A 13,511-nucleotide genomic window follows, 5' to 3' on the forward strand; every position below is an offset into this window, starting at 1 on the left:
AATTCCGAAACCCCAATTGCGAAAGCAGTTGGGGTTTTGTTTTGTCCGCAGGAAAGTTCTTACAGCAAAGCCGGGCACGTCTTCGCTGTCAGCATGTCCCGACAATGCTAAGGTTCGGCCCTAGCGTTTGTATTTTCCAAGGAAGCCTTTATGCCGGACGCAACGTCCCTCAGTGCTGGTTTTATGGTGGTTCACGGCAACCGCCTGGACGAGTTACGCAGCCTGGTGGTGAGCTGGATGCGGCGCTACCCGCTGGCTCCCCTGGAAAATGAAATTGCCCTGGTGCAGAGCAACGGCATTGCGCAATGGCTGAAGCTGGCTTTGGCTGAAGACGCTGAAGATGACGATATGGGCGGCTGTGGAATCGCCGCCGCCATCGACGTGCAGTTGCCTGGCAGTTTCATGTGGCAACTCTATCGCATGGTCCTTGGACGCGACGAAATTCCGGCCAAGTCTCTGCTCGATAAATCCCCGTTGACCTGGCGTCTGATGCGCCTGCTTCCGCAGTTGATCAATGAACCTCACTTCGAACCGCTACAGCGTTTTCTGACCAACGACAATGATCTGCGTAAACGCTACCAGTTAGCCGAGCGGCTGGCTGATTTGTTCGACCAGTATCAGGTGTACCGCGCCGACTGGCTCGAAGACTGGGCGGAAGGTCGACATCAGTTACGTAACGCAAGAGGCGAGCCCAAACCGCTGACTGCTGCCAATTGCTGGCAAGCGCAGTTGTGGCGTGCTCTGTTGCTGGATGTGGGTGAAGAGGGCATGGCGCAAAGCCGAGCCGGCGTACATCAGCGCTTTGTGGAGCGTATCAACAGCCTCGATGTGGCCCCACCCGGGTTACCTTCACGAGTCATCGTATTCGGGATTTCTTCTCTTCCGGCCCAAGCCCTGGAAGCATTGGCGGGGCTGGCCCGTTTCAGTCAGGTTCTGCTGTGCGTTCATAATCCCTGTCGTCACCATTGGGCCGACATCGTCGCCGATAAGGACTTGTTGCGGCATCAATACAAGCGCCAGGCACGCAAAAGCGGAATGCCGGTTGTCCTCGACTCCCAAACGCTTCATCAACATGCCCATCCACTCTTGGCGGCGTGGGGCAAGCAAGGACGAGACTACATCAACCTGCTGGACAGCTACGACGACCCCAACAGCTATCGTTCGGCCTTCCGTGATGGCCGCATTGATCTGTTCAGCGACAGCCAGCCGCTGAACATGCTCAATCAGTTGCAGGACGACATCCTCGAGTTACGTCCCCTGAATGAAACCCGTGAACGCTGGCCGGCTGTAGATCTGGATGCAGATCAATCCATCCGGTTTCACATCGCCCATAGCGCACAACGAGAAGTAGAGATACTGCACGATCAGTTACTGGCGCGTTTCAGTGCCGATCCACAATTGCGCCCTCGCGATGTCATTGTCATGGTCCCGGATATCGACAGTTATGCACCGCACATTCGCGCGGTGTTTGGTCAGCTGGAGCGACAAGACCCGCGATTCATTCCGTTCACGCTTGCCGACCAGGGCCAGCGTGGCCGTGATCCATTACTGATCGCTATCGAACATTTGCTCAAGCTGCCTGACAGCCGTTTCCCGGTCAGCGAGATCCTTGATCTGCTGGATGTTCCTGCATTGCGCGCACGGTTTGGAGTAGAGGAGCGCGATCTACCAACCTTGCACCGCTGGATCGAAGGAGCTGGCATTCGTTGGGGCATGAATGCCGAGCAACGTGCCGGTCTCGGCTTGCCGCAAGCCCTGGAGCAAAACAGTTGGCGTTTTGGTCTGCGGCGGATGTTGCTCGGGTATGCCGTCGGTAGCGCCAGTGCCTGTGAAGGCATCGAGCCCTATGACGAGATCGGCGGGCTTGATGCTGCACTCATCGGCCCGTTGGTTGCGCTGCTTGATGCGCTGGAAATTGCGCACCGGGAACTGACGCAGCCGGCATCACCCCAGCAGTGGAGTTTGCGGCTGCAGGCATTGGTGTCGTTGTTTTTCCAGGCCAGTAACGAGCACGACGACTACGTGTTGACTCAGCTTGAAGAGTTGCGTGAAGCCTGGCTTGAGAACTGCGAGGCGGTAGGCCTGCAAGACGATTTGCCGCTGACTGTCGTCCGTGAAGCCTGGCTTGCGGGGCTTGATCAAGGGCGATTGTCTCAGCGCTTTCTGGCCGGTGCTGTCAACTTCTGCACCTTGATGCCCATGCGGGCAATCCCTTTCAAATTGGTCTGCTTGCTGGGCATGAATGACGGTGATTATCCGCGTGCACAACCGCCGCTGGACTTTGACCTGATGGGAAGTGATTACCGCCCCGGCGATCGCTCGCGCCGCGAAGACGACCGCTACCTGCTGCTGGAGGCGCTGTTGTCGGCCCGTGATCAGCTTTATATCAGTTGGGTAGGCCGCAGCATTCGCGACAACAGCGAGCGCCCAGCGTCGGTACTGATTGGTCAGTTGCGTGATCACCTGGCGAGCGGTTGGCGACTGGCCCAGGATAGTGAAGACCTGCTCGAAGCGATCACGCAGGAACACCCTCTACAACCTTTCAGCGCCCGCTATTTTCATGAGGGCGATGAGCTGTTCAGTTACGCCAGCGAATGGCAGGTGCTGCATAAATTCGCGGAACAATCGGCTGATATCGAGCGGCTTGATGCCCACGTGCAAGATGAACCACTCAGTCTCGGTCAACTGCAGGATTTCCTGCGCAACCCTGTGCGACATTTTTTCAGTCAGCGGTTGAAGGTGTTCTTTGAGTCGGCCCAAGTGCCTTTGGCGGATGAGGAACCATTTGTCCTGGATGCGTTGCAGCGATACAGCCTCAGCGACAGTTTGCTGGAAGCGGGACTGGCAGACCTGGAAAACATCGATCAGGCGCTGGAGGTACAAGCCCGGCGTCTACAAAACGGCGGTCTGCTGCCAATGGCAGGATTCGGTGAGTGCCTTCAACGGGAATTGATCGAGCCGTTGCCGGATTTGCTGCAACGCTATCAGCAGTTGCTGACCTTGTGGCCAACGCGACTCACCAGCGCACTGCCGGTGAGCCTGGAGTTGCATGCCCTGCGTATCGAAGGTTGGCTCAGTGGCCTGCATCAACGGACTGATGGTGGTTTGCTGTCCATCACCACGATCCCCAACAGCATTGGGGCGATCAAGTCTCGTAAATGGCATCGCCTGATCCGACCCTGGGTCAATCATTTGGTCGCTTGCGCAAGTGGTTTGTCGATGACCACCGCGCTGGTGGCCAGTGATGACAGTCTGCTGCTCGCTCCAATGGATGCGGAACCCGCGCGTCGCATTCTGGGGGACTTGTTGTTGGCCTGGCAGTCAGGCATGCGTCAGCCACTTCCTGTGGCAGTGAAAACAGCCTTTGCCTGGCTGGGTCAGAGTGACCCGGTCAAAGCCGAAGCGGCAGCGCGCAAGGCCTATGAAGGTGACGGCGTGAACACTGATGGGGAACGCCGTGAAAGTGTGGCGCTGGTTCGTCAGTTCGCCGACTACGACGCGTTGGTCGCCGATGAGACGTTTACCGATTGGTGTGACGCGCTTTATCGACCGTTGCTTGAGGCGCCTTGGCGTTCCTTGTCCACCGAGGAGGGGCGCTCATGAGTACCCAGACACCGCTCGCCCTCGCGTTCCCGCTACGCGGCAGTCAGTTGATCGAAGCCAGCGCCGGGACCGGCAAGACGTTCACTATTTCTGCGCTTTACCTGCGCCTGGTTCTTGGCCATGGCGTGGAGTCCAACGGGTTTGGACGTGAGCTTTTACCTCCGCAAATCCTCGTTGTGACCTTTACCGATGCCGCCACCAAAGAGTTGCGTGAGCGCATTCGAACCCGGTTGGCGCAAGCCGCTCGATTTTTCCGCGATGAAACACCGTCGCCCGACAGCCTGATTGCCGAGTTGCGTGACCAGTATCCGCCAGAGCAGTGGTCCGGTTGCGCAAATCGCCTGGACATTGCCGCCCAATGGATGGATGAAGCCGCGGTCTCGACCATTCACAGCTGGTGTCAGCGCATGTTGCGTGAACACGCATTCGACAGCGGCAGTCTTTTTACTCAAACACTGGAAACCGATCACAGCGACCTGTTGGGCGAAGTGTTGCGTGACTATTGGCGATTGTTTTGCTACCCGATGCAGGGCGATGCGCTGAACTGGGTACGCGCCAACTGGGGCGGGCCAGCCGCTTTGCTACCGCAGGTTCGTGGACTGTTTGCCAGCGAGCGCGGCAACGTCGAAGGCAAGGCTCCCGCCGAGTTGATTACCGAGTGTTTGCAGGAGCGCCGGGCTGCGTTGGTCGAACTCAAGCTGCCCTGGCGGCAGTGGGCCGACGAGCTACTGATGATTTGCCACGAAGGGGTTGTCAGCAAAAGTGTCGACGGCCGCAAGATGCAGGCACGTTATTTCGAACCCTGGTTCGAAAAGATCAAAGCCTGGGCCGACGATGAAACCCTTGAGCAACTGGACATCGGCACCGGTTTCACTCGACTGACTCCCGAGGGTATGGCCGAGGCCTGGAAAAAGGGTGAGGTCCCCAATCATCCGGGGCTGGACGCCATGCCCGGGTTGAAAGCCTGTCTCGACAACTTGCCGACGCCAGATGCCGCTGTGCTGCAACACGCCGCCCATTGGGTCGGCACGCGGTTCGAGGAGGAAAAGCGTCGCCGCGCGGAAATGGGCTTTGACGACATGTTGCTGCGCCTCGATGCGGCGTTGCAGTCAGATGGCGGTGAACGGTTGGCGACCCTGATCCGGGAACAGTTCCCCGTGGCGTTGATCGACGAATTCCAGGACACGGACCCGGTGCAGTACCGGATTTTCGAGCGCATCTATCGTATTGAAGACAATAGTCCCGACAGCGGGCTGTTCCTGATTGGTGACCCGAAACAGGCGATCTATGCATTCCGTGGCGCGGATATCTACACCTATCTTCGCGCGCGACAGGCAACCACCGGACGCCTGCATACTCTGGGCACCAACTTCCGCTCCAGCCATGGCATGGTCCGCGCAGTGAACCATGTGTTCGACTGTGCCGAGTCGCGCGAATCGGGGCGTGGGGCATTTCTGTTCCGTGAAGGCAATGGTGAAAATCCGGTGCCGTTCCAGCCTGTGGCATCGCAGGGGCGCAAGGAAGTTCTGCAGAGCAATGGGCAAACCGTCCCGGCGCTGAACATCTGGCAGTTGTCCGCCGAGCAACCGTTGTCTGGTGCTGTTTACCGTCAACAACTGGCCGCCGCGTGCGCCAGTGAAATCACCGCCTTGCTCAATGGCGGGCAACAGGGGCGTGTAGGCTTCGCACGTGACGATCGGGATCTGGTAGGGCTGATGCCTGCGGACATCGCCATTCTGGTGCGCGATGGCAAGGAAGCGCAGGCCGTGCGTGCCGAACTAACTGCCCGCGGTGTGCGCAGTGTCTACTTGTCGGACAAGGACTCGGTGTTCGCTGCACAGGAAGCGCATGACGTACTGACATGGCTGAAAGCCTGCGCCGAGCCCGATGTCGAACGTCCGCTGCGTGCCGCGCTGGCCAGCATCACACTCAATCTGTCATTGACGGACCTTGAGCAGTTGAACCAGGACGAACTGGCCTGGGAATCCCGGGTCATGCAGTTCCGTGGCTATCGCGAGTTGTGGCGCAAGCAGGGTGTACTGCCGATGCTGCGACGCTTGCTGCATGACTTCCGGCTTCCCCAGACGTTAATCGCCCGCAGCGACGGCGAGCGGGTGTTGACCAACCTTTTGCACCTGTCCGAATTGCTGCAACAGGCGGCCGCCGAACTGGACGGTGAGCAGGCCCTGATCCGGCACTTGTCCGAGCATCTGGCGTTGTCCGGTCAAGCCGGCGAAGAGCAGATCCTGCGCTTGGAGAGCGACGAGCAACTGGTCAAGGTCGTGACCATTCACAAGTCCAAGGGGCTTGAGTATCCCTTGGTGTTCCTGCCGTTCATTTGCTCGGCAAAACCGGTGGATGGCAGTCGACTGCCTTTGCATTACCACGATGCCACGGGCAAGGCCCAGATCACTTTGAACCCTACGCCTGAACTGATCGCCCTGGCCGATCAGGAACGCCTGGCGGAGGATTTGCGCTTGCTGTATGTCGCCCTGACCCGGGCGCAACATGCGTGCTGGTTGGGCGTGGCGGATCTCAAGCGCGGCAGTAACAACAGCTCGGTACTGCACTTGTCGGCACTGGGATATCTGTTGGGCGGCGGTAGTTCATTGAGCGAGTCGGCGGGCTTGAGCATCTGGTTGCGAGAGCTGCAACAGGACTGTGCCGCAATCAGCTGTAGCGAAATGCCGGAAGCAACCAGCGAGCATTACCATCCACCGCTGAACACAGCTGCATTGCTCACACCATTGATCCCGCTACGCAAGGCGGCCGAGAACTGGTGGATCGCCTCTTACAGCGCCTTGCGCATCAGCGACATCCTGAGCGTGGGGACAGACGAAGCGCCCGAGAGTCCGCAGGCGCAGAAGCTGTTCGATGACGAACGCCTCGATCCACAGGCACCCCGGGAGATGGCGGCCGGCGGTGCCGATATTCATCGATTCCCTCGCGGCCCGAACCCGGGCACTTTCCTTCATGGTTTGCTTGAATGGGCTGGCGATGAAGGTTTTTCTGCCAATCCACAAACGGTGGAAGATGCGATTGCCCGTCGTTGCAATCGGCGTGGCTGGGAAGGCTGGATCACTACGCTGAGTGACTGGCTTGTGCATCTGCTCAAATCGCCGCTGCCCGTAGGTGCGGGAAAGGCGCCGGTGATTTTCGAGCAGTTGAGCCAGTATCAGGTCGAAATGGAATTCTGGTTTGCCAGTCACAAGGTCGATGTACTCAAGCTCGATGCGCTGGTGCGCCAGTACACGCACAACGGCGTGGCCCGAGTGGCCGCCGAGCCGGTGTTGCTCAATGGCATGTTCAAGGGTTTCATCGACCTGACGTTCGAACACGATGGCCGCTATTACGTCGCCGACTACAAATCCAACTGGCTCGGGGTCGACGACCTGGCCTATACCGAGCAGGCCATGGAGCAGTCGATTCTCGACAATCGCTACGACCTGCAATACGTGTTGTACCTGTTGGCCCTGCATCGTCAGCTCAAGGCCCGGCTGGCTGATTACGATTACGATCGGCATGTCGGCGGTGCGTTGTACATTTTCCTGCGCGGGACGCGGGCATCCAGTCGTGGCGTTTATTTTGCCCGCCCACCCAGAGAATTGATCGAGCGGCTGGACCGGATGTTTCAGGGTAAACCGGAGCCCAAGGCAGAACCCGCGTGGGAACAGGGAGTATTGTTATGAGCCGCACCTTCGCCGATTTGCTGCCCACTTCATTGGCGGCGGAAAGCCTTGCGGACCTTGCACCCTTGAGTTCTGCGGACGACCTGTTGTTGCTGCTGACTCGTTGGGTCGAGCGTGGCTGGCTGCGAGCACTGGATAAAGCCTTCGTGGCCTTTCTTCATGAGTTGGCTCCGGATGATGACCCATTGGTGCTGCTGGCGGCCGCGTTGACCAGCCATCAATTGGGACACGGGCATGTTTGTCTGGACCTGTTCGAGACATTGAAAGAGCCTGACTTCGCCCTGTCGTTGCCTCCGGAAGGCGATCTTCAGAGTGGTGTGATGTTGCTGCCTTCACAGTTACTGCAAGCGCTGGATGGCGCCCATTGGTGCAAGGTTCTGGCGGCAAGCAGTCTGGTTGCCTTGGCCGCCGACGAACGAGAAAGCGTGCAGACACGGCCGTTGGTGTTATCGGGCAAGCGTCTGTACCTGCGCCGCTATTGGGCTTATGAGCGGCGTATCGACAACTCACTGCGCGAGCGCCTGGCGACGCATGAGGCCGCACCGGAGGATTTGTTCGAGCGTCTCACCGGTTTGTTCGGCCCAGCCAGGCCGGGGGAGGTCATCGACTGGCAGAAACTTGCCTGTGCCCTGGCCACTCGCGGCGCTTTCAGTATCGTCACCGGTGGTCCGGGAACCGGCAAGACCACTACAGTTGTGCGCTTGTTGGCGTTGCTCCAGGCACCGGCCGTCGAGGCTGGCAAGCCGTTGCGCATTCGTCTCGCCGCACCGACCGGCAAGGCTGCAGCGCGGCTGACGGAGTCCATCAGCCAGCAAGTCCGAACGTTGAAAGTCACCGAAGCCATTCGCGAAAAAATTCCGTCCGATGTCACCACGGTTCACCGCCTGCTCGGCAGTCGTCCGGGGACGCGACATTTTCGCCACCACGCCGGCAATCGCTTACCACTGGATGTGTTGGTGGTGGACGAAGCGTCGATGATCGACCTGGAAATGATGGCCAACCTGCTCGATGCACTGCCGGAGCATGCTCGTCTGGTACTGCTGGGGGACAAGGATCAACTGGCGTCGGTGGAAGCCGGCGCAGTGCTGGGCGATCTGTGCCGTGATGCCGAGGCTGGCTGGTATAGCCCGCAGACACGCCAATGGCTGGAGGCGGTCAGTGGCGAAAATCTGGACACCAGCGGATTGCAGGAAGACACCCAGGGTACGCATCCACTCGCCCAGCAAGTGGTGATGTTGCGTCACTCGCGGCGCTTCGGCGAGGGCAGTGGTATTGGCCAGTTGGCCCGCTGGGTGAACCAGCAACAACCGGAGGAAGCGCGCAAGCTGTTGACGGTGCGCAGCCACGACGATGTATTCAGCCTGTCTCTCAAGAATGAACAGGACCGGGCGCTGGAGCGTTTGTTGCTCGAAGGCCATGGAGAAGGCGCGCAAGGCTACCGGCATTATCTGAACCTGCTGCGCAATCAACGGCCGGCGCTTGATTGTCCATCTGATGATCCGCGCTGGATCGACTGGGCCCGACAGGTCTTGCAAGCCTTCGACGCCTTTCAGTTGTTATGCGCCGTTCGCAAGGGGCCTTGGGGCGTGGAGGGGCTGAACCAGCGAGTCACTGATGCACTGCTCAAAGCGCGTTTGATCGACAGTGACCAGCAGTGGTACGAAGGCCGACCAGTCTTGATGACCCGAAATGATTATGGCCTGGGCTTGATGAACGGCGACATCGGCATTGCACTCAAGCTTCCCGAACGTGAGGGGCCGCAAGCTGGTCGACAGGTGCTTCGAGTGGCGTTTCCACGCAACGACGGCCAGGGCGGTGTGCGTTTTGTCTTGCCGAGTCGGCTCAATGACGTTGAAACCGTGTATGCCATGACTGTGCACAAGTCCCAAGGCTCCGAATTTGCCCACACTGCGTTGATTCTTCCCGACGCGCTGAACCCGGTGCTGACCAAGGAGCTGATCTATACCGGTATCACTCGCGCCAAGGACTGGTTCACATTGATCGAACCGCGCGCCGGCGTGTTTGAAGAGGCGGTGAGGCGCAAGGTCAAGCGTTTGAGTGGGCTGATGCTGGAGCTGAAAGAGAGCAGCTATACGACGGATTGAAAGCAGCGGCGCGAGGCTATGCACACTGTCCGAAGTGCCGTAATGCGCGGCCTCGCTGGCGTTACGCCGCTATGCTATCGTTGCGGCATCATCTGGTAACGATCGAAGAGTATCCCTGCATGAAGGTGGCTGTCCGGGCGACAGAGCGTATCGCTGACTGCAAAAAAGCACTGCTCGCCGGGCTTCTCAGCTTGCTGTCGGCTGCCGCTTTCGCTCAGCCGCAAACCCCGTCGAGCATGGCCGACCAGCGTGCCGAGTCAGTGACTCAGGTGGTGCTGGGAATTCTCAGTTACGCCCGTTGGCCGGTCGAGCCTGCGCAACTGCGCCTCTGTGTCGTTGGCCCCACTGAGTACACTGACGATCTGGTCAAAGGCACGACCCAGGCGACAGGTCGGCCCGTGACGGTGCAACGACTCTTGGCGGACAACCCGTCCATCGCGGGTGAATGCAATGCGGTGTACATCGGCAAACTGACCAGTGACGAACGCAGTCGGCTATTCGCCTCGCTCACCGGGCGCCCGGTGTTGAGCATCAGCGAAAGCGATGATCAGTGCACGGTCGGCAGTCTTTTCTGTCTGCGCGTCACCGACGATCAGGTGTCTTTCGAGGTTAACCTCGACTCGGTTGCCCGCAGCGGAGTGCGTATTCATCCGAGCGTACTGCAATTGTCCCGTCGCAAACCGGCGGCGACATGAGCCTGTTCAAGCCGGGGACTCGTCCGACCCTGCGCTCGGTCATCGGTCGTGGTCATTTGATCGTCGCGCTGGTGGGTGTGGCCATGGCCAGCGTTTCACTGACGCTGCTGGGTGTTTTGGCCTTGCGGGTGTACGCCGATCACAACCTGCATTTGATCGCGCGCTCGATCAATTACACCGTGGAAGCTGCGGTGGTGTTCAATGACAAATCCGCGGCCACAGAGGCATTGGCCCTGATCGCCTCCACCGAAGAGGTAGCCGACGCCCAGGTTCTGGACATGCAGGGTCGGCTGCTTGCTCGTTGGCAGCGACCGGAAACCGGTTTGCTGTCCGACCTCGAAATGCAGTTGGCCAAGGTTTTTCTGGAAAAGCCGATCAACATGCCGATCGTTCACCAGGATCGGCAGATTGGCAGCATTGTGCTCATCGGGCATGGCGGCAGCCTGATGCGCTTCTTGCTCAGTGGTCTGGTGGGTATTGTCCTGTGCACCGCCATCAGTGCGTGGGTCGCGCTCTATCTGGCGCGTCGACAACTTCGCGGCATCATCGGCCCGTTGCGCAGCCTGGCTTCTGTTGCTCATGCTGCTCGCAGTGAGAGGGCATTCGATCGGCGCGTACCTGCCGCAACCATTGCCGAACTCGATAACCTTGGCAGCGACTTCAATGCCTTGCTCGATGAACTTGAATCCTGGCAGACCCATTTGCAGAACGAGAACGAGACCCTGGCTCACCAGGCCAGTCATGACAGTCTGACGGGCTTGCCGAATCGGGCGTTTTTCGAAGGTCGGCTGACGCGCGCGCTGCGCAATGCCAACAAGCTCGACGAGCGAGTCGCTGTGCTGTTTCTCGACAGCGACCGGTTCAAGGAAGTCAACGATAACTATGGTCATGCCGCTGGCGATGCAGTGTTGGTGGCTGTGGCCAAGCGGGTTCGCGCCCAACTGCGCGAAGATGACCTGGTGGCACGCCTGGGAGGCGATGAGTTTGCGGTGCTGCTGACGCCACTTCACACCACCGAAGACGCAGAGCGGATTGCCGACAAGATCATTGCCAGCATGGAGGCGCCGATTCTGTTGCCGGGTGATCACCAGGCACAGACCTCACTCAGTATCGGTATCGCCGTGTACCCCGATCATGGCGTTACCCCAGGTACGCTGCTCAACGCAGCGGACGAAGCGATGTACCAAGCCAAGCGCCTCGCCCGAGGCGCCCAGCACACGGCAGGGTCGGAGCACCCTGTCGCCGACGTTTAACTCAGGAGCTCGTACCGTGTTTTCATTTTTTTCCCGATCCTTTCGACTTTTTACTCTCCCGCTGATCCTGGCCGCATTGACACTGAGCGGTTGCCAGACTGCACCGCAAAAAGGCCTGACACCGGCGCAGATAGCGGTCTTGAAACAGCAGGGTTTCGAGTTGACCGATGAGGGCTGGGCATTTGGCCTGTCTGGCAAAGTGCTGTTCGGCAGTGATGTTGACAGCCTGAATCCGCAGAGCACGCAGATTGTCGAGCGCATTGGCAAGTCGCTATTGGGCGTCGGGATAGAGCGCGTAAGAGTCGATGGTCATACGGACGCATCGGGTAAAGAAGCCTACAACGAACAACTCTCCCTGCGCCGCGCAAAAAGTGTCGGTACCGTTCTGGCTGCTGCCGGCATGCAGCAGCAAAACATTCAGTTGCGCGGCCTTGGCAGCAGCAAGCCCGTGGCATCCAACGACACCGCCACCGGCCGTACTGAAAATCGACGGGTATCGATTGTGGTCAGTGCCGATTGATGACACAGGCCTCGGCCAGTCATTCGTTAAACAGCAACTCCCGCGTTTCACCCAATAACAACGGGCCATTCAGCTCCGTCACCTCACGGATGTAATCCCACAACAGGGTAATCCGCTTGAGCTTGCGCAGGTCTTCGCGGCAGTACATCCAGAACTGCCGCGTGATGTTGATCTCTTCCGGCAACACCGGCAGTAAACGTGAATCCTGCGCAGCGAGGAAGCACGGCAGGATCGCCAGCGACCGACCTTGCTGCGCCGCCACGAACTGCGCGATCACGCTGGTGCTGCGCAAGTTGGCGCTGGCGCCCGGGAGCACGTTGGCCAGGTACAGCAGCTCGGAGCTGAACGCCAGGTCGTCGACGTAGCTGATAAACGAGTGCTCGGCCAGGTCGGTCGGACGGCGGATCGGCGGGTGTTTATCCAGGTATTCCTGTGTCGCGTACAGCTGCAACCGATAGTCGCAGAGTTTGCAGCAGACGTAGGGGCCGTGCTCCGGGCGTTCCAGGGCGATGACGATGTCGGCTTCGCGTTTGGACAGGCTGATGAAGTGCGGCAGCGGCAGGATGTCTACCGAGATCGCCGGGTAGGTGTCGACGAAATGGCTTAACTGCGGCGTGATGAAGAAGCTGCCAAAGCCTTCGGTACAGCCCATGCGCACATGCCCGGACAACGCCACTCCAGACCCTGAAACCTGTTCGCACGCCATGTGCAGCGTGCTTTCGATTGCCTCGGCGTATCCCAGCAAACGCTGACCTTCAGCGGTCAGGACAAAGCCACTGGTCCGGGATTTCTCGAACAGCAGAGTTCCCAATGAGGCTTCCAGAGAACTGATGCGTCGCGACACCGTGGTGTAGTCGACGGCCAGGCGCTTGGCGGCGGTACTGGCCTTGCGGGTCCGAGCCACTTCCAGGAAAAACTTGAGGTCATCCCAGTTCAGCGAGCCTAAGGACGTGATGTTTTTTTGCATGATGGACCGGCTTTAATGTGCGTTCTTATTAGAAGTTTGCACATCTATACTCCAAAAACAGCCCGATAAACAAATCGCGGCACACGCCTCATCTCAAGGCGACCTTTTCGCCTTGGCTCCCCTGATAAAAACAACGTCCAGGAGACCCACATGAACGCATCGCTCACGCCCAACGACACCACCGTACAAAAGGTCAAGCTGTTGATCGACGGCGAGTGGGTCGAATCCAAGTCCACCGAGTGGCACGACATCGTCAACCCGGCGACCCAGCAAGTCCTGGCCAAGGTGCCGTTTGCCACCGCCGAAGAAGTCGATGCCGCCATCGACGCCGCGCACCGTGCCTTTCAGACCTGGAAGCTGACACCGATCGGCGCGCGGATGCGCATCATGCTCAAGCTCCAGGCATTGATTCGCGAGCACTCCAAGCGCATCGCCGTGGTGCTGAGCGCCGAGCAGGGCAAAACCATTGCCGACGCTGAGGGCGATATTTTCCGAGGCCTGGAAGTGGTCGAGCACGCTTGTTCCATCGGCAGCCTGCAGATGGGCGAGTTCGCTGAAAACGTCGCAGGCGGTGTCGATACCTACACCCTGCGCCAACCCATCGGCGTGTGCGCCGGCATCACCCCGTTCAACTTCCCGGCGATGATTCCGCTGTGGATGTTCCCGATGGCCATCGCCT

Annotated in this window: 8 protein-coding genes; 7 read left to right on the forward strand and 1 reads right to left on the reverse strand. The window is 59.2% G+C overall.

Features of this window, described 5'->3' with window-relative positions; all coding sequences use genetic code 11:
• Positions 1 to 150 precede the first annotated feature (150 nt).
• From recC to D8V06_RS24000, 6 genes are all read left to right on the forward strand, one after another.
• The gene (gene recC / locus D8V06_RS23975) at positions 151 to 3,603 is read left to right on the forward strand and encodes an exodeoxyribonuclease V subunit gamma (protein WP_130931939.1); all 3,453 of its coding nucleotides are present in this window, start codon (positions 151 to 153) and stop codon (positions 3,601 to 3,603) included.
• Positions 3,600 to 7,292, forward strand: coding sequence for an exodeoxyribonuclease V subunit beta (gene recB, locus D8V06_RS23980; protein ID WP_130931940.1), 3,693 nt, complete (start codon positions 3,600 to 3,602; stop codon positions 7,290 to 7,292). The genes recC and recB overlap by 4 nt, the downstream gene beginning before the upstream one ends.
• Entirely contained in the window at positions 7,289 to 9,397 is a 2,109-nt protein-coding gene (gene recD, locus D8V06_RS23985; RefSeq protein ID WP_130931941.1) for an exodeoxyribonuclease V subunit alpha, read from the forward strand. The genes recB and recD overlap by 4 nt, the downstream gene beginning before the upstream one ends.
• Positions 9,398 to 9,516: 119 nt before the next feature.
• Positions 9,517 to 10,092, forward strand: coding sequence for a YfiR family protein (locus D8V06_RS23990; RefSeq protein ID WP_056854908.1), 576 nt, complete (start codon positions 9,517 to 9,519; stop codon positions 10,090 to 10,092).
• On the forward strand, positions 10,089 to 11,345 hold the full coding sequence (locus tag D8V06_RS23995; protein WP_130906208.1) for a diguanylate cyclase: 1,257 nt from the start codon (positions 10,089 to 10,091) through the stop codon (positions 11,343 to 11,345). Before D8V06_RS23990 ends, D8V06_RS23995 begins: the two co-directional genes overlap by 4 nt.
• 16 nt (positions 11,346 to 11,361) lie before the next feature.
• Positions 11,362 to 11,865 carry an OmpA family protein gene (locus tag D8V06_RS24000; protein WP_130906209.1) on the forward strand — a complete coding sequence of 168 codons (504 nt, stop codon included), beginning with the start codon at positions 11,362 to 11,364 and terminating at the stop codon, positions 11,863 to 11,865.
• A 19-nt stretch (positions 11,866 to 11,884) separates the two neighbouring features.
• Here D8V06_RS24000 and D8V06_RS24005 read toward each other — a convergent pair whose 3' ends face one another.
• Entirely contained in the window at positions 11,885 to 12,832 is a 948-nt protein-coding gene (locus tag D8V06_RS24005) for a LysR family transcriptional regulator (RefSeq protein ID WP_130931942.1), read from the reverse strand.
• A gap of 150 nt (positions 12,833 to 12,982) precedes the next feature.
• On the opposite strand from D8V06_RS24005, the gene D8V06_RS24010 reads away from it, so the two are divergent.
• The coding region (locus tag D8V06_RS24010; RefSeq protein ID WP_130931943.1) for an aldehyde dehydrogenase family protein at positions 12,983 to 13,511 on the forward strand (529 nt) is incomplete at its 3' end.

It is taken from the genome of Pseudomonas sp. Sample_24 (assembly GCF_004307605.1).
GTDB lineage: Bacteria > Pseudomonadota > Gammaproteobacteria > Pseudomonadales > Pseudomonadaceae > Aquipseudomonas.

What these genes read in the sequence shown, in the direction of transcription:
- recC (WP_130931939.1), top strand. Translation starts at nt 151, where the DNA reads ATGCCGGACGCAACGTCCCTCAGTGCTGGTTTTATGGTGGTTCACGGC.
- recB (WP_130931940.1), top strand. Translation starts at nt 3,600, where the DNA reads ATGAGTACCCAGACACCGCTCGCCCTCGCGTTCCCGCTACGCGGCAGT.
- recD (WP_130931941.1), top strand. Translation starts at nt 7,289, where the DNA reads ATGAGCCGCACCTTCGCCGATTTGCTGCCCACTTCATTGGCGGCGGAA.
- D8V06_RS23990 (WP_056854908.1), top strand. Translation starts at nt 9,517, where the DNA reads ATGAAGGTGGCTGTCCGGGCGACAGAGCGTATCGCTGACTGCAAAAAA.
- D8V06_RS23995 (WP_130906208.1), top strand. Translation starts at nt 10,089, where the DNA reads ATGAGCCTGTTCAAGCCGGGGACTCGTCCGACCCTGCGCTCGGTCATC.
- D8V06_RS24005 (WP_130931942.1), bottom strand. Translation starts at nt 12,832, where the DNA reads ATGCAAAAAAACATCACGTCCTTAGGCTCGCTGAACTGGGATGACCTC.